Origin of the sequence: Mesorhizobium sp. CO1-1-8 (genome assembly GCF_020164875.1) — a bacterium.
Classification (GTDB): domain Bacteria; phylum Pseudomonadota; class Alphaproteobacteria; order Rhizobiales; family Rhizobiaceae; genus Mesorhizobium.
Map to the genome: position 1 here is coordinate 172,293 of NZ_JAIUGZ010000005.1, position 15,942 is coordinate 188,234.

At 62.8% G+C, this 15,942-nt stretch carries 14 protein-coding genes; all 14 read right to left on the reverse strand.

The annotated features are described in order from the left end of the window. Positions 1 to 113: 113 nt before the first annotated feature. On the reverse strand, positions 114 to 935 hold the full coding sequence (locus tag LB558_RS12410; RefSeq protein WP_224697819.1) for a biotin--[acetyl-CoA-carboxylase] ligase: 822 nt from the start codon (positions 933 to 935) through the stop codon (positions 114 to 116). Between the two features lie 169 nt (positions 936 to 1,104). Beyond that, entirely contained in the window at positions 1,105 to 2,541 is a 1,437-nt protein-coding gene (gene nuoN, locus LB558_RS12415; protein WP_224697820.1) for an NADH-quinone oxidoreductase subunit NuoN, read from the reverse strand. 18 nt (positions 2,542 to 2,559) lie between these two features. Beyond that, the gene (locus LB558_RS12420; RefSeq protein ID WP_127260738.1) at positions 2,560 to 4,065 is read right to left on the reverse strand and encodes an NADH-quinone oxidoreductase subunit M; all 1,506 of its coding nucleotides are present in this window, start codon (positions 4,063 to 4,065) and stop codon (positions 2,560 to 2,562) included. Beyond that, entirely contained in the window at positions 4,065 to 6,038 is a 1,974-nt protein-coding gene (gene nuoL / locus LB558_RS12425) for an NADH-quinone oxidoreductase subunit L (RefSeq protein ID WP_224697821.1), read from the reverse strand. The genes LB558_RS12420 and nuoL overlap by 1 nt, the downstream gene beginning before the upstream one ends. Positions 6,039 to 6,048: 10 nt before the next feature. Then, positions 6,049 to 6,357 carry an NADH-quinone oxidoreductase subunit NuoK gene (nuoK, locus tag LB558_RS12430; protein ID WP_010910101.1) on the reverse strand — a complete coding sequence of 103 codons (309 nt, stop codon included), beginning with the start codon at positions 6,355 to 6,357 and terminating at the stop codon, positions 6,049 to 6,051. 1 nt (position 6,358) lies between these two features. Beyond that, positions 6,359 to 6,979, reverse strand: coding sequence for an NADH-quinone oxidoreductase subunit J (locus LB558_RS12435; RefSeq protein WP_013531099.1), 621 nt, complete (start codon positions 6,977 to 6,979; stop codon positions 6,359 to 6,361). A gap of 120 nt (positions 6,980 to 7,099) precedes the next feature. Further along, positions 7,100 to 7,591 carry an NADH-quinone oxidoreductase subunit NuoI gene (nuoI, locus tag LB558_RS12440; RefSeq protein WP_023812382.1) on the reverse strand — a complete coding sequence of 164 codons (492 nt, stop codon included), beginning with the start codon at positions 7,589 to 7,591 and terminating at the stop codon, positions 7,100 to 7,102. Beyond that, a complete protein-coding gene (gene nuoH / locus LB558_RS12445; RefSeq protein ID WP_127260740.1) occupies positions 7,591 to 8,634 on the reverse strand; it encodes an NADH-quinone oxidoreductase subunit NuoH in 1,044 nt (347 codons plus the stop codon). The genes nuoI and nuoH overlap by 1 nt, the downstream gene beginning before the upstream one ends. A gap of 2 nt (positions 8,635 to 8,636) precedes the next feature. Then, positions 8,637 to 10,718, reverse strand: a complete 2,082-nt coding sequence (gene nuoG / locus LB558_RS12450) for an NADH-quinone oxidoreductase subunit NuoG (protein WP_224697822.1) — start codon at positions 10,716 to 10,718, stop codon at positions 8,637 to 8,639. 73 nt (positions 10,719 to 10,791) lie between these two features. Beyond that, positions 10,792 to 11,481: an NADH-ubiquinone dehydrogenase gene (locus LB558_RS12455; RefSeq protein ID WP_224697823.1), complete on the reverse strand. Its 690-nt coding sequence runs from the start codon at positions 11,479 to 11,481 to the stop codon at positions 10,792 to 10,794. A gap of 71 nt (positions 11,482 to 11,552) precedes the next feature. Beyond that, positions 11,553 to 12,857, reverse strand: coding sequence for an NADH-quinone oxidoreductase subunit NuoF (nuoF, locus tag LB558_RS12460; RefSeq protein ID WP_127293236.1), 1,305 nt, complete (start codon positions 12,855 to 12,857; stop codon positions 11,553 to 11,555). A 10-nt stretch (positions 12,858 to 12,867) separates the two neighbouring features. Beyond that, positions 12,868 to 14,148 (reverse strand): NADH-quinone oxidoreductase subunit E, encoded by a 1,281-nt coding sequence (locus LB558_RS12465; protein ID WP_224697824.1) that lies wholly within the window; start codon positions 14,146 to 14,148, stop codon positions 12,868 to 12,870. Then, positions 14,148 to 15,338 (reverse strand): NADH-quinone oxidoreductase subunit D, encoded by a 1,191-nt coding sequence (locus tag LB558_RS12470; protein WP_109667984.1) that lies wholly within the window; start codon positions 15,336 to 15,338, stop codon positions 14,148 to 14,150. The genes LB558_RS12465 and LB558_RS12470 overlap by 1 nt, the downstream gene beginning before the upstream one ends. Further along, positions 15,339 to 15,941 (reverse strand): NADH-quinone oxidoreductase subunit C, encoded by a 603-nt coding sequence (locus tag LB558_RS12475; RefSeq protein WP_224697825.1) that lies wholly within the window; start codon positions 15,939 to 15,941, stop codon positions 15,339 to 15,341. Position 15,942 lies beyond the last annotated feature (1 nt).

Here is a 15,942-nt window from a genome sequence, read left to right on the forward strand (position 1 = left end):
TTCCCTTCCTGGCCCTCAGGCCAAGTCCAAAAAGCAATTCCGGGAAAAGTGTGTAACGGTTTTCCCACCGGAGTTGCGCAAAAACAAACAGCTAGAACCGTTCATGAACGGCCCTATGCCCTGGCCGAAGCGACCGCGCCGAAATGCACATCGCCGGCGGCGATCGTCCGAACCGAACCTTCATCGTCGCGGATCACGAAACGGCAGTCCTCGTCAATGGTCTCAAACACCCCACGCACCACATTACCGTCAATTCTGACAGCAACCTCGCCGCCGAGCCCCGCGGCACGATCAAGCCACCGTCGCCTGACGGCGGCAAGTCCGCGCCCCTCATCCCACAATCGGGCATTCTCGCTCCAGGCATCCGACAGCGCCAGGAACAGTGTTTCCGCATCGCATGCCGCGCCCAGCGCGCTGAGTGATGTTGCGGGATAGGGCAAATCCTCGGGGTATGCCACCACATTGACGCCGATACCGACCGCCACCGCGAAACGACCCCCCTCCAGGATTGCCGATTCCAGCAGGATGCCGGCCAGCTTGGCGCCGGAGGCAAGCACGTCATTTGGCCATTTCAGCTCGAAACGGTTTTTTCCTTCGCTGCCGCCGTCGAGGCCGATGGCGATCCGGCCCTTCGGCACCACGGCATCGAGTGCATCGGCCAGCGCCAGCCCGGCGACGAAGCCCAGCGTCGCGGCAAGGCGAAGCTCTGCCTTGGTGATGACCAGCAGCGTCGCCGCGAGGTTGCCTTCGGGGGTTGCCCAGACGCGGCCGCGCCGGCCACGTCCACTTTCCTGCTTCTTGGAAACGACCCACAATTTGCCGGGGTCGCCCGCCCTTGCATGGTCCAGTGCCAGCGCATTGGTGGAGCCGACGCTCTCATGCGCCTCGAGCCGGAACCCTTCCGACGCCGAGGTTGGAGCCAGCCGAAATGCCATACTAGTGGTCCGATTCTAACATTCGCATCCCGTTCCAGCAGCGCAGTGAGCGAATGTTAGAATCAAAGGACCACTAGCCAAACAAAAGTTTCTAGTGGAGTTTCAAATTTGACATTCGCGCACCCACTTGGCGCGTTCCACGAGGCGAATGTCAAATTTACTCCAATAGCTAGAAAAACGTCTTGGCGGCGGCTTCGGCATAGGTGCCGATCGGCCCACCGATCAGCACATAGAACAGCACGAAGGCGCCGGAGACGCCGAGCACGACACGCAATTCCGTCGCCATCGGCACGAAGCCGCCGACCGGTTCGTCGAACCACATGATCTTGATGATGCGCAGGTAGTAATAGGCGCCCACCACCGAGGCCAGCACGCCGATGATCGCCAGCGCGTAGAGGTTGGCGTTGATGGCGGCGAGAAAGACGTACCATTTCCCCCAGAAGCCGGCGAGCGGCGGAATACCGGCCAGGGAGAACATGAGGATCGTCAGGATCGTCGCCATGATCGGATTGGTCGACGACAGGCCGGCCAGGTCGCTGATCTGCTCGACATTGCCTTCCTTGCGCCGCATGGCGAGGATGAAGGCGAAAGTGCCGAGCGTCATCACCAGATAGATCAGCATGTAGATGGCAACGCCGCGCACGCCGGCCTGGCTGTTGGCGGCAAGGCCGACCAGCGCATAGCCCATATGGCCGATCGAGGAATAGGCCATCAGCCGCTTGATGTTGGTCTGGCCGATGGCGGCGAAAGCACCAAGGGCCATCGAGGCGATCGAGATGAAGACGATGATCTGCTGCCAGTCTGCGGCGATCGGCTTGAACGCGCCCATGGTGACGCGCACCATCAGCGCCATCGCCGCCATCTTCGGAGCCGCCGCGAGAAACGCCGTCACCGGCGTCGGCGCGCCCTCATAGACATCAGGCGTCCACATGTGGAACGGTACCGCCGAAATCTTGAAGGCAAGGCCGGCCAGCACGAAGACGAGACCGAAAACGAGACCGAGTTGGCGCTCGCCGCTGCCGAGCGCTGACGCGATCTCCTGGAAACCGGTGTTGCCGGTGTAGCCGTAGACCAGGCTGATGCCGTAGAGCAGCATGCCCGACGACAGCGCGCCGAGGACGAAATATTTGAGGCCTGCTTCGGTCGACCGCAGATTGTCGCGATTGATCGCGCACAGCACATAGATCGCCAGCGACTGCAACTCGAGGCCGAGATAGAGGCCGATCATGCTGTTGGCCGAGATCATCAGCATCATGCCGAGCGTGCAGAGCAGGATCAGAACCGGATATTCGAACTTGTCGAAGCGTTCAGCCTTGGCGAAGCGCATCGACATCACCAGCGTCACCGCCGAACCGATCAGCGCCAGCACCTTCATGAAGCGGCCGAAGGAATCCTGGATGAAGGCATTGCCGTAAGCGCTGCCCTGCCCGGTCCGGAAGATCAGCCAGGCGCCTGCGATCGCCAGCACGGCAACCGCAAGGCCGGTTACGGTGTTGGCCGTGTTGGCGCGCGAATAGGCTCCGACCATCAGCAGCGCGAGCGCGCCGACGGCAAGAATCAGCTCTGGCGTCGAGAGCGACAGGCTGGAGAGAAGGTCCGGCGTCATGGTTCGCAAAACCTCTGGTCAGTTCGCCGCCGCGGTCTGCGCGGCGCCGATGGATGCAGTGACATTGGTGACGAGCGACTTGACCGATTCGGCCGTCGCGTCGAAGACCGGGGCGGGATAGACGCCGAAGAAGATGACCAGCACGACCAGCGGGTAGATGATCACCTTCTCGCGCGGGGACAGGTCGAGCAGGCCCTTCAGGCTGTCCTTGGTCAGTGCCCCGAAGATCACCCGGCGATAGAGCCAGAGCGCGTAGGCGGCCGACAGGATGACGCCGGTGGCGGCGAAGAACGCCACCCAGGTGTTGACCCGGAACACGCCCAGCATGGTCAGGAACTCGCCGACGAAGCCGCTGGTACCGGGCAGGCCGACATTGGCCATGGTGAAGATGAGGAACACCGTGGCGTATTTCGGCATGTTGTTGACCAAGCCGCCATAGGCCGCGATCTCGCGTGTGTGCATGCGGTCGTAGATGACGCCGACACACAGGAACAGCGCGCCGGAGACGAGGCCGTGGCTGAGCATCTGGAAGATCGCGCCCTGCACGCCTTCCTGGTTCATGGCGAAGATGCCCATGGTGACGAAGCCCATATGGGCGACCGACGAATAGGCGATCAGCTTCTTCATGTCCTCCTGCATCAGCGCCACCAGCGAGGTGTAGATGATGGCGACGACGGACAGCGCGAAGACCAGCGGCGCGAACATTTCCGACGCCAGGGGGAACATCGGCAAGGAGAAGCGCAGGAAGCCGTACCCGCCCATCTTCAACAAGATGCCAGCCAGGATGACAGAGCCCGCCGTGGGCGCCTCGACGTGCGCGTCGGGCAGCCATGTGTGCACCGGCCACATCGGCATCTTCACCGCGAAGGAGGCGAAGAAGGCAAGCCATAGCCAGGTCTGCATGTTGGCCGGGAAGTTGTGGGTCAGCAGCGTCGGGATGTCGGTTGTGCCGGACTGGAAGAACATCGCCATGATGGCGAGCAGCATCAGCACCGAGCCGGCGAGCGTGTAGAGGAAGAACTTGAACGAGGCGTAGACGCGCCGCTTGCCGCCCCAGACGCCGATGATGATGAACATCGGGATCAGGCCGGCTTCGAAGAAGACGTAGAACAGCACGATGTCCAGCGCGCAGAACACGCCGATCATCAGCGTCTCGAGCAGCAGGAAGGCGATCATGTAGGCCTTGACCCGCTTCTCGATCGATTCCCACGACGCCAGGATGCAGAGCGGCATCAGGAACGTCGTCAGGATGACGAACAGCATCGAGATGCCGTCGACGCCCATATGGTAGGAAATGCCGGAGTCGAGCCAGGCGACCTTCTCGACGAACTGGAAGCCGGACTGCGAATTGTCGAATCCCGTCCAGATGAACAGCGAGATGATGAACGTGAACGTCGTCGTCAACAGCGCGATGGCGCGGATGTTGCGGCGTGCATTTTCGCTGTCGTCATTGATGAACAGGATAAGCAGCACACCAACCAGCGGCAGGAAGGTGACCAGCGAGAGGATTGGCCAGGCGGTCATCAGAGCATCATCCAGGTGACGAGTGCGGCAACGCCGATCAGCATGGCGAAGGCGTAGTGGTAGAGATAGCCGGTCTGCAGCTTGACGACGCGGTTGGTGACATCGACGACGCGCGCCGAAATACCATCCGGGCCGAGGCCGTCAATCACGGTGCCGTCGCCGGTCTTCCACAGGAAATGGCCGAGGCGCTTGGCGGGCCGCACGAACAGGAAGTCGTAGAGCTCGTCGAAATACCACTTGTTGAGCAGGAAGGCATACAGCCCGCGATGCTGCGCGGCCAGGTTGACCGGCATTTCCGGCGAGCGGATGTAGAATTTCCAGGCCAGCGCGAAGCCGATCAGCATGGCGATGAAGGGCGACAGCTCAACCCACAGCGGCAATTCGTGAATCTCGTGCAGGATGTGATTGTCGGGCAGCGTGAACAGCGATGCCTTCCAGAACTCGGCATAGCCCTCACCGATGAAGGCGTTGTGGAAGATGACGCCGGCAAACAGCGCACCCGCGGCCAGGATGAACAGCGGCACCAGCATCACAGGCGGCGATTCATGGACGTGATGCATGACCTCATGGCTCGCCCGCGGCTTGCCGTGGAAGGTCATGAAGATCAGCCGCCAGGAGTAGAAGGAGGTGAAGCAAGCGGCGATGACCAAAAGCACGAAGGCCATGCCGGCAACCGAATTGTGGCCGGCAAAGGCGCTCTCGATGATGGCGTCCTTGGAGAAGAAGCCGGCGGTGCCGATGACCGTCACAGGAATACCGACGCCGGTCAGCGCCAGCGTGCCGATCACCATCATCCAGTAGGTGGTCGGGATCAGTTTCCTGAGACCGCCCATCCTGCGCATGTCCTGCTCGTCCGAGACGGCATGGATGACCGAGCCCGAACCGAGGAACAGCAGCGCCTTGAAGAAGGCATGCGTGAACAGGTGGAAGATCGCCGCGCCATAGGCGCCGACGCCGAGTGCCACGAACATGTAGCCGAGCTGCGAGCAGGTCGAATAGGCGATGACGCGCTTGATGTCGTTCTGGACGAGACCGACGGTGGCCGCGAAGAAAGCCGTGAAGGCACCGATGAAGGTCACCACGGTCAGCGCCGAATGCGACAGTTCGAACAGCGGCGACAACCGGGCCAGCATGAACACGCCGGCCGTCACCATCGTGGCGGCGTGGATCAGGGCCGAAACCGGTGTCGGACCTTCCATGGCATCCGGCAGCCAGGTGTGCAGCGGCACCTGCGCCGACTTGCCCATGGCGCCCATGAACAGGAGCAGGCAGACGATCGTCATGGCCGCCTGCTTGTCCAGCGCATGGCCAAGGAAGGTCAGCACGGCGGCACCGTGCGGCGCGCCTTCAGCAGGGATAAACGTCGCCGCATTGGCGAAGATGGTGCCCAGATTGACCGAGCCGAACAGCACGAACACGCCGAAGATGCCGAGCGCGAAGCCGAAGTCACCGACGCGGTTGACGACAAAGGCCTTGATTGCCGCGGCATTGGCCGATGGCTTCTTGTACCAGAAGCCGATCAACAGGTAGGAGGCGAGGCCCACCCCTTCCCAGCCGAAGAACATCTGCACGAGGTTGTCTGCCGTCACCAGCATCAGCATGGCGAAGGTGAACAGAGACAGATAGGCGAAGAAGCGCGGCCGGTTCGGATCGTGGTGCATGTAGCCGATCGAATAGATGTGGACCAGCGCCGACACGGTGTTGACCACCACCAGCATGACCACCGTCAGCGTGTCGATCCGGAGCGCCCAGGACGCTTCCAGTCCGCCCGACTGGATCCAGCGCAGCACCGGCACGGTGAACACCTCACCATGGCCGAAACCGACGGCGAAGAAGGCGACCCACGACAGCACGGCCGCGATCACCAGGAAACCCGAGGTGATGTATTCGGATGCCTTGGCGCCGAGCGACGTGCCGAACAGGCCGACGATCAGGAAGCCGAGCAGGGGAAGGAAGACGATGGCCTGATACATGGTGGTTCCGTCAACCCTTCATCATGTTCACGTCTTCGACCGCGATCGAGCCGCGGTTGCGGAAGAAGACGACGAGAATGGCAAGTCCGATGGCGGCTTCGGCCGCCGCGACCGTCAGCACGAACAGCGCGAACACCTGACCGACCAGATCACCCAGTGCTGCCGAAAAGGCGACGAAGTTGATGTTGACCGCGAGCAGGATCAGTTCGACCGACATCAGGATGACGATGACGTTCTTGCGGTTCAGGAAGATACCGAACACGCCGAGCGTGAACAGAACAGCCGATACGGTCAGATAATGCGCGATGCCGACAACCATCTCAGAGCCCCTCGCCTGTCTTGACCTTGCGGATTTCCATTCCGGTCGCCGGCGTGCGGCCGACCTGGGCTGCGATCGACTGTCGCTTGACGCCTGGCTTATGGCGCAGCGTCAGCACGATGGCGCCGATCATGGCGACCAGCAGCACGAGGCCCGAAATCTGGAAGTAGTAGAGGTAGTCGGTATACAGGATGTCGCCGAGCGCGGCGGTGTTGGTCCGCGTGGCGAGATCCGGAATGGGCTTGGAGACCGTCGAGGCGAGCTGCGGCGCGAAGGTGTAGCCGCCGAGAACGACGATCAGCTCCGCCGCCAGGATCAGCCCGACCAGCGCGCCGATCGGCGCATATTGCAGGGCGCCGCTCTTGAGTTCGGCGAAATCGACGTCGAGCATCATGACGACGAACAGGAACAGAACCATCACCGCGCCGACATAGACGACGAGCAGGATCATCGCCAGGAATTCGGCGCCGGTCAGCATGAACAGGCCGGCGGCGTTGAAGAAGGTCAGGATCAGGAACAGCACCGAATGCACGGGGTTGCGCGACGAAATGACCATGAACGCCGATGCCACCGCGACAAAGGCGAAGAGGTAGAAAAAGGCCGCCTCTAGTCCACTCAACATTGGGGATCCCCCGGGTTCTGTCCGAAACAGGACGCTCGTCCTGTTCGATTTTTGCGACCGCCTCCGGTCGGCAAGTTGTGTCCTTAGACGAGGCCCCTCGCCCCGTCCATGCGTCAAATATCAGCGGTAGGGCGAGTCCAGCGAGATGTTGCGCGCCAGTTCGCGCTCCCACCGGTCGCCATTCGCCAACAGCTTGTCCTTGTCGTAGTAGAGCTCTTCGCGCGTCTCCGTCGCGAATTCGAAATTCGGCCCCTCGACGATGGCGTCGACCGGGCAGGCTTCCTGGCAGAAGCCGCAATAGATGCACTTCACCATGTCGATGTCGTAACGCACGGTACGGCGCGTGCCGTCGTTGCGGCGCGGGCCGGCCTCGATGGTGATGGCCTGCGCCGGGCAGATCGCTTCGCAGAGCTTGCAGGCGATGCAGCGTTCCTCGCCGTTGGGATAGCGGCGCAGCGCATGCTCTCCGCGGAAGCGCGGACTGGTCGGCCCCTTCTCGTGCGGATAATTGATCGTCTCCTTCGGCGCGAAGAACTGACGCATCGACAGGAAGAAGGCGCTGACGAAATCCTGCAGCAGCAGCGATTTGGCGGCTTGGGAAAGAGCGGACATCACGCAAACCCCGTGATCTTGAGGAAGGCCGCGGTGGCGACCACCATGAACAGCGAGATCGGCAGGAACACTTTCCAGCCAAGCCGCATCAATTGGTCGTAGCGGTAGCGCGGCACGAAGGCCTTCACCATGGAGATGCCGAAGAACACGAAGCAGACTTTCAGCACGAACCAGATGACGCCTGGCACCCAGGTGAACGGCGCGAAATCGAACGGAGGCAGCCAGCCGCCGAGGAACAGGATGGTGGCCAGCGCGCACATCAGCACGATGGCGACATACTCGCCGAGGAAGAACAAAAGGAACGGCGTCGACGAATATTCGACCATGTGGCCGGCGACCAGTTCCGATTCGGCTTCCACCAGATCGAAGGGCGGGCGGTTCGTCTCGGCCAGCGCCGAGATGAAGAAGATGATGAACATCGGGAACAGCGCCAGCCAGTTCCAGTCGAGGAAGGTGTTGGGCAGGCCAAGCCGCGTACCAATTCCATCATGCTGCGACAGCACGATATCGGTGAGGTTGAGCGAGCCGGCGGTGAGCAGGACGGTGACGATGACGAAGCCGATCGAGACTTCGTAGGACACCATCTGAGCCGCCGAACGCAGCGCGCCGAGGAACGGATATTTCGAATTCGAGGCCCAGCCGCCCATGATCACGCCGTAGACTTCGAGCGACGAGATGGCGAAGACATAGAGGATGCCGACATTGACGTTGGCGATCGCCCAGCCCTGACTGACCGGGATGACCGCCCAAGCCGAAATCGCCAGCACGGCCGAGACCAGCGGCGCCAGCAGGAACACGCCCTTGTTGGCGCCGGACGGGATGACCGGCTCCTTGAAGACGAATTTCAGCAGATCGGCGAAAGCTTGCAGCGTGCCCCAGGGGCCGACGACGTTCGGGCCACGGCGCAGTTGCACCGCCGCCCAGATCTTGCGGTCGGCGTAGAGGATGTAGGCGACGAAAATCAAAAGCACGACGATCAGCACGACCGACTTCAACAGGATCAGCAGCGCCGGCAGCACGTAGAAAGAGAAGAAAGTGTCCATGCTTATTCCGCCGCCTGCTTGAAGCCGCTCTTGGCCAGTGCCGAGCATTCCGCCATCACGGCCGATGCCCGCGCGATCGGGTTGGTCAGGTAGAAATCCGTCACCGGCGAGGTGAAGGTGCCCTTGTTCAGGCGCCCGCCGAGCTTCGCCACCCCAGCGATGTCCTCGGCATCGCCGGCCGCGATCTGGTCGATGCGGGCCAGATGCGGGTATTCGCCGTAGAGCTTGGCGCGCAGCTGCGGCAGCGAATCGAACGGCAGTTTCTTGCCCAGCACATCCGACAGCGCCCGCAGGATCGCCCAGTCCTCGCGCGCCTCGCCCGGCGCGAAGCCGGCGCGGTTGGTCTGCTGCACACGCCCTTCGGTGTTGACATAGGTGGCCGACTTTTCCGTGTAGGCGGCCGCCGGCAGGATGACATTGGCGCGGTGCGCGCCCTGGTCGCCATGCGTGCCGATATAGACGACGAAGGCGCCGCCGGTCTTGGCCATGTCGATCTCGTCGGCGCCGAGCAGGAACAAGAGCTCCATTTCGCCCAGCATGCCGGCGACGCTCTTGCCGCCCTCCCCCGGCACGAAGCCGAGATCGAGGCCGCCGACACGTCCGGCCGCATTGTGCAGCACGGCAAAGCCGTTCCAGTCCGCGCGGGCAGCGTTGACGGCGGCAGCGAGCTTGGCCGCCTGGCCGAGCACAGCCGCGCCATCGGCACGCGCAAGCGCGCCCTGGCCGACGATGATCAGCGGATGCGTCGCCTTCTTCAGCGTCTGGAAGAACTTGCCATTGCCTTCGGCCAGGTCCTTCAGCGAATCCGGTCCGGCGCCCAATTGTTCATAATCGTAACGCGTGTCGCCGACATCGCCGATGACGCCTACCGGCAGATTGCCGATCCGCCAGCGCTTGCGGATGCGCGCGTTGAGCACGGAGGCTTCATAGCGCGGGTTGGCGCCGATAATCAGCACCGCATCGGCCTGCTCGATGCCTTCGATGGTCGGATTGAAGATGTAGCTCGCCCGGCCGAGCGCCGGATCGAGAGCGGCGCCGTCCTGGCGGCAATCGGTATTCTTCGAGCCGAGCGAAGCCATCAGCAGCTTGAGCGCATAGGTTTCCTCGACGGCGGCGAGATCGCCCGCGATAGCGCCGATCTTTTCGGGCGCCGTCTTCGACACCGCGTCCTTGATCGCGGCGAAGGCCTCGGCCCAGCTGGCGGCAACCAGTCTGCCGTCCTTGCGCACATAGGGGCGGTCGAGACGCTGCGTGCGCAGGCCGTCCCAGATAAATCGGGTCTTGTCGGAGATCCACTCCTCGTTCACCGCCTCGTTGACGCGCGGCAGGATCCGCATCACTTCGCGGCCCCGGCTATCGACGCGGATCGCCGAGCCGACCGCATCCATCACGTCGATGGATTCGGTCTTGGTCAGCTCCCACGGCCGCGCCTGGAAGGCGAACGGCTTCGAGGTCAGCGCGCCGACCGGGCAAAGGTCGATGACATTGCCCTGCAGCTCCGAGGTCATCGCCTGTTCGAGATAGGTGGTGATCTCTGCATCCTCGCCACGGCCGATCAGGCCCAATTCGGAAATGCCGGCGACTTCGGTGGTGAAGCGGACGCAGCGCGTGCAGTGGATGCAGCGATTCATCACCGTCTTGACCAGCGGTCCGATGTATTTGTCTTCGACCGCGCGCTTGTTCTCGTGATAGCGCGAGGAATCGACGCCGAAGGCCATCGCCTGGTCCTGCAGGTCGCATTCGCCGCCCTGGTCGCAGATCGGGCAATCCAGCGGATGGTTGATCAGCAGGAACTCCATCACGCCTTCCCTGGCCTTCTTGACCATGGGCGTGTTGGTGAAGATTTCCGGCGCCTCGCCATTCGGCCCCGGACGCAGGTCGCGCACGTTCATGGCGCAGGAGGCCTGGGGCTTGGGCGGCCCGCCCTTCACCTCGATCAGGCACATGCGGCAATTGCCGGCGATCGACAGCCGCTCATGGAAGCAGAAGCGCGGCACTTCCGCGCCAGCGTCTTCCGCCGCCTGCAGCAGCGTGTAGTGGTCGGGTACAGTGATCTCTTTCCCGTCGACCTTGAGCTTTGCCATTCGCCTCAAACCCCTGCGGAGTTCCCGCAATCTCTTTTTCCGGACGCGGTCGAGACCACGTCGGGCATTTCATTCACTTCTTGACGGCGAGCGCCGCCGCTTGGGCTGTCCAATCGTCGCGGCCGATGCGGCCGCCGAGCGACAGATAGTCTTCGACCCAGGCAACCTCTTGCGGCGTCCATGCCGCGATCTGGGCATACGTCCAGATACCGAGGCCGTTGAGAACCTTTTCCAGCTTCGGCCCGATGCCCGATATCGCTTTGAGATCCACCGGATTGGCCGGCTTCTCCATAGCCTTGGGCTGCCTGAAATCCTCGGGCATCAGCGCATCGCCGGCGCCGCTTGTCGCCGGAGCGGCGTTCGCGGCCGGCACGGCAGTGGCGGCTTCCTTGGCGGCAATATCGGTGACCTCCCGGGCGAAGGACTGCGCCTCGGCGATCATGGTTTTCGCCGTCGCCCGCGCCTTGGTGGAGGAAGAGTTCGGATCGTCGAACTGCGCGACGCGCGCCTCGAAATCATCGACGATCGGCTGCAGCAGCCGCTGCGAGGCCTCTGCCGCACCTGAAAGCGCGCCCAGCCAGACGCCGAAAGCATGATTGGCGAGCCCGAGGCCAAGCGCCGACATCGCCGCCGCACCCGCCACAGGATGCACGAAAAGGTTGACGGCGCTGGCCATCTCCTTCGGCATCATCCTGGTCAAGTCCTGGTTCATCTTCTCGATCTGGTCCAAATTGGGCATCAGCGGGTTCGAATACGGCGCCATAGAGTTCTCCTGGTCGTTTTTTCGTTCGCCCCGCCCTTCGCTGCGGACTTTCGTCCGCGTAAAACGTTCTTCTATTCCGCCGCCACCATCACAGGCTCGGCCCGGTGCGCATTGCGCGAAAACTCATCGATGCGCCGCTCCACTTCGCCGCGGAAATGCCGCATCAGGCCTTGGATCGGCCATGCCGCCGCGTCGCCCAGCGCGCAGATCGTGTGGCCTTCGATCTGCTTGGTGACATCGAGCAGCATATCGATCTCGCGCTTCTGCGCCTCGCCGCGCACCAGCCGTTCCATCACCCGCCACATCCAGCCGGTGCCTTCGCGGCATGGCGTGCACTGGCCGCAGCTCTCGTGCTTGTAGAAATAGGAAAGCCGCGCGATCGCCTTCACGACATCGGTCGACTTGTCCATGACGATGACAGCCGCGGTTCCAAGGCCGGATTTCAGGTCGCGCAAGGCGTCGAAATCCATCGGCGCGTCGATGATCTGCTCGGCCGGCACCAGCGGCACCGAGGCGCCGCCCGGTATGACCGCCAAAAGATTGTCCCAGCCGCCGCGAATGCCGCCGCAATGCGTCTCGATGAGCTCGCGGAACGGGATCGACATCGCCTCTTCGACCGTGCACGGATTGTTGACGTGGCCGGAGATGCAAAACAGCTTGGTGCCGACATTGTTGGGCCGGCCGAAGGACGAGAACCAGGCCGCACCGCGGCGCAGGATGGTTGGTGCCACCGCGATCGATTCGACATTGTTGACCGTAGTCGGGCAGCCATAGAGGCCGACATTGGCCGGGAATGGCGGCTTCAGCCGGGGCTGGCCCTTCTTGCCTTCGAGGCTTTCGAGGAGCGCTGTCTCCTCGCCGCAGATATAGGCGCCGGCACCGTGGTGCATGTAGATGTCGAAATCGTAGCCGGAGGTGTTGTTCTTGCCGATCAGCTTGGCCTCATAGGCCTCCTCGATCGCGCGCTGCAGCGCCTCGCGCTCGCGGATGAACTCGCCGCGCACATAGATGTAGGCGGCAATTGCGCCCATGGCGAAACCGGCAAGCAGAGCGCCCTCGACCAGCGTGTGCGGGTCGTTGCGCAGGATGTCGCGGTCCTTGCAGGTGCCGGGCTCGGATTCGTCGGCATTGATGACGAGATAGCTCGGCCGGCCGTCGCTCTGCTTGGGCATGAACGACCATTTGAGACCCGTCGGGAAGCCGGCGCCGCCGCGGCCGCGCAGGCCCGACGCCTTCATCTCGTTGACGATCCACTCGCGCCCCTTGGCAACGATGCCGGGCGTGTTGTCCCAGGCGCCGCGCGCCATCGCGCCGGCCAAGGACTTGTCGAACAGGCCGTAGATATTGGTGAAGATGCGGTCTTTGTCCTGAAGCATTTTTCGTCCCTCAGACCGGCTTCTTGCCGAAGACGCGGATGTATTCGGCGACGCCACCCTTGGCGAGCGCCTTGGCCTGCTTGACCCAGTCGTCGCGATCGATGCGGCCCTGGAAAGAGAGGTAGCCATCCACCCACTCGCGTTCGGCCTTCTTCCACGACGCGACCTGCGCGAAGGTAAAAATGCCCAGCGTATGCAGGATGCCCTCGATCTTGGGGCCGACGCCGGAGATCAGCTTGAGGTCATCGACCTGTGCCGGTTTAGCGATGCCGGCCGGACGGTTCTTGTCCTCCAGCGACGGTTTGGCCGGCTTGGCTACCGGGACCTTGACCTCCGGCGCCTTGAAGGCGGAGGCCGGCTCGGCCTTGGTTATTGGACCGTTGCGCTGCTTGGAAACCTGCTCGACTTTGGAGTCTGCCCTGTTGGCATTGGCGGCCGAATGCAGTGGGGCGGCAACGCTCGCCGCCTTTTCAACCGCCGGCGCGACCTTGGTTTTTGAAGGCGTCTTCAACGCCGGGCTGGTTTCAGGGGCGTCGGTCTTCGGCTTGCTGGTGTTGGACGGCGCGACAGGGGCCGCACCCGGTGCCGGCACCGGCGCTGCGATGATCGCGTCGGGCGCCGCCCTGGCGGCCTTGGCTGCCTCCCTGGCTTCCCTTTCGCGGGTCGACTTGAGGATCGCCTTTTCGCTCTTCAGCGTGGTGAGGCCGGAGGCCGGCTCCGAGCCGGTGCGGCCATTCTGCGGCCCGGGTTCCACCGAAGCACCCTTGCCGGCGTCATAGAGATCGATGATTTCAGCCAGGCGTTCCGGCGTCAGATCCTCGAACGTGTCCTTGAAGATCATCACCATCGGCGCGTTGACGCAGGCGCCAAGGCATTCGACCTCTTCCCATGACAAGGTGCCCTTGTCGTTGGTGTGGAACTGGTCGTGGTGGATCTTCGACCGGCACACATCCATCAGCGCTTCCGAACCGCGCAGCATGCAGGGCGTGGTGCCGCAGACCTGGATGTGCGCACGCGTGCCGACCGGATTCAACTGGTACTGCGTGTAGAAGGTCGCGACTTCGAGCCCACGGATGCGCGGCATGCCGAGCATGTCGGAGATCGTCTCGATCGCCGCCTTCGTCACCCAGCCTTCCTGCTCCTGTGCGATCATCAGAAGCGGGATGATGGCCGACTGTTCGCGGCCCTTCGGGTACTTCTTGATCCATTGCTTCGCCGCTGCCGCATTCGCCCGGTTGAAGGCGAAGGAGGCTGGCTGGACACTGGCTTCTGCGAGACGGCGGACTGACATTAGCGATCGACCTCACCAAACACGATGTCGAGGGAGCCGAGAACGGCGGTGACGTCGGCCAGCATGTGGCCGCGGCAGAGGAAATCCATCGCCTGCAGATGCGCGAAACCCGGCGCGCGCAGCTTGCAGCGGTAGGGCTTGTTGGAGCCGTCGGAAACCAGATAGACGCCGAATTCGCCCTTCGGCGCCTCGACCGCGGCGTAAACCTCGCCGGCCGGCACGCGATAACCCTCGGTGTACAGCTTGAAGTGATGGATCAGCGCTTCCATCGAGCGCTTCATCGCCTGGCGCTTGGGCGGCACCACCTTGCCGTCGAGATTCGACACCGGGCCGGTGCTTTCCTTGCCGAGCAGGAGATCGACGCACTGGCGCATGATCTTCGCCGACTGGCGCATTTCTTCCATGCGCACGAGGTAGCGATCGAAACAGTCGCCGTTCTTGCCGATCGGAATGTCGAAATCCATTTCCGAATAGCATTCATAGGGCTGCGACTTGCGCAGGTCCCAGGCAGCGCCCGAACCGCGCACCATGACCCCCGAAAAACCCCAGGCCCAGGCATCGGCCAGCGAAACGGTGCCGATGTCGACATTGCGCTGCTTGAAGATGCGGTTGCCGGTCAGCAGCTGATCGAGGTCATCGATCGACTTCAGGAACGGATCGATCCACTTGCCGATGTCCTCGACCAGCTTCTGCGGCAGATCCTGATGGACGCCGCCGGGGCGGAAATAGGCGGCATGCATGCGCGAGCCGGAGGCGCGCTCATAGAACACCATCAGCTTTTCGCGCTCGACGAAGCCCCACAGCGGCGGCGTCAGCGCGCCGACGTCCATAGCCTGCGTCGTCACATTGAGGATGTGCGACATGATGCGGCCGATTTCGCAATAGAGCACGCGGATCAGCTGCCCGCGCTTCGGCACCTCAATGCCGAGCAGGCGCTCGGCGGCGAGCGCGAAGGCGTGCTCCTGGTTCATCGGCGCGCAATAGTCGAGCCGGTCGAGATAAGGGATCGCCTGCAGATAAGTCTTGGCCTCGATCAGCTTTTCGGTGCCGCGATGCAGCAGGCCAATATGCGGATCGACGCGATCGACGACTTCGCCGTCCAGCTCCAGCACAAGGCGCAAAACGCCGTGCGCCGCAGGGTGTTGCGGGCCGAAATTGATGTTGAAGTTACGGACGGAGGTTTCAGCCATTTACTGCTTTGCCTTCTCGTCACCCGGCAGCACGTAATCCGTACCTTCCCACGGGGACAAAAAATCGAAATTGCGGAATTCCTGCTTTAGCTCGACCGGCTCATAGATGACGCGCTTGGCCTCGTCGTCGTAGCGAACTTCGACAAAGCCGGTCAGCGGGAAATCCTTGCGCAGCGGATGGCCTTCGAAACCGTAGTCGGTCAGCAGGCGACGAAGATCGGGATGGCCCGAGAACAGCACGCCATAGAGATCGTAGGTCTCGCGCTCGAACCAGTCGGCGCCAGGGAACACGCCGGTGATCGACGGCACCATGGTTTCCTCGTCGGCCTGCACCTTGACGCGGATGCGCACATTCTGCTTCGGCGACAACAGATGATAGACGACGTCGAAGCGCTTGACCCGCGACGGATAGTCGGCGCCGCAGACGTCGATGATCGAGATGAACTGGCAGCGCGCGTCGTCGCGCAGGAAGGTCATCACCTCGACCAGGTCGCGCGGCTCGACGTGAACGGTAAGCTCGCCATAGGCAAGCACCGCGTCACTAAAGCGGCCAGGCAGCTTCTCGCCGAGATAGGTCGACAGTTCGCTCAGGGATGCGGTCATG

Excerpts from the sequence above, each read along its gene's own strand:
- nuoH (WP_127260740.1), bottom strand. The coding sequence starts at position 8,634 with ATGGACACTTTCTTCTCTTTCTACGTGCTGCCGGCGCTGCTGATCCTG.
- LB558_RS12410 (WP_224697819.1), bottom strand. The coding sequence starts at position 935 with ATGGCATTTCGGCTGGCTCCAACCTCGGCGTCGGAAGGGTTCCGGCTC.
- nuoF (WP_127293236.1), bottom strand. The coding sequence starts at position 12,857 with ATGCTTCAGGACAAAGACCGCATCTTCACCAATATCTACGGCCTGTTC.
- LB558_RS12435 (WP_013531099.1), bottom strand. The coding sequence starts at position 6,979 with ATGTTGAGTGGACTAGAGGCGGCCTTTTTCTACCTCTTCGCCTTTGTC.
- LB558_RS12475 (WP_224697825.1), bottom strand. The coding sequence starts at position 15,941 with ATGACCGCATCCCTGAGCGAACTGTCGACCTATCTCGGCGAGAAGCTG.
- nuoK (WP_010910101.1), bottom strand. The coding sequence starts at position 6,357 with ATGGTTGTCGGCATCGCGCATTATCTGACCGTATCGGCTGTTCTGTTC.
- LB558_RS12420 (WP_127260738.1), bottom strand. The coding sequence starts at position 4,065 with ATGACCGCCTGGCCAATCCTCTCGCTGGTCACCTTCCTGCCGCTGGTT.
- nuoI (WP_023812382.1), bottom strand. The coding sequence starts at position 7,591 with ATGTCCGCTCTTTCCCAAGCCGCCAAATCGCTGCTGCTGCAGGATTTC.
- LB558_RS12470 (WP_109667984.1), bottom strand. The coding sequence starts at position 15,338 with ATGGCTGAAACCTCCGTCCGTAACTTCAACATCAATTTCGGCCCGCAA.
- nuoG (WP_224697822.1), bottom strand. The coding sequence starts at position 10,718 with ATGGCAAAGCTCAAGGTCGACGGGAAAGAGATCACTGTACCCGACCAC.
- nuoL (WP_224697821.1), bottom strand. The coding sequence starts at position 6,038 with ATGTATCAGGCCATCGTCTTCCTTCCCCTGCTCGGCTTCCTGATCGTC.
- LB558_RS12465 (WP_224697824.1), bottom strand. The coding sequence starts at position 14,148 with ATGTCAGTCCGCCGTCTCGCAGAAGCCAGTGTCCAGCCAGCCTCCTTC.
- LB558_RS12455 (WP_224697823.1), bottom strand. The coding sequence starts at position 11,481 with ATGGCGCCGTATTCGAACCCGCTGATGCCCAATTTGGACCAGATCGAG.
- nuoN (WP_224697820.1), bottom strand. The coding sequence starts at position 2,541 with ATGACGCCGGACCTTCTCTCCAGCCTGTCGCTCTCGACGCCAGAGCTG.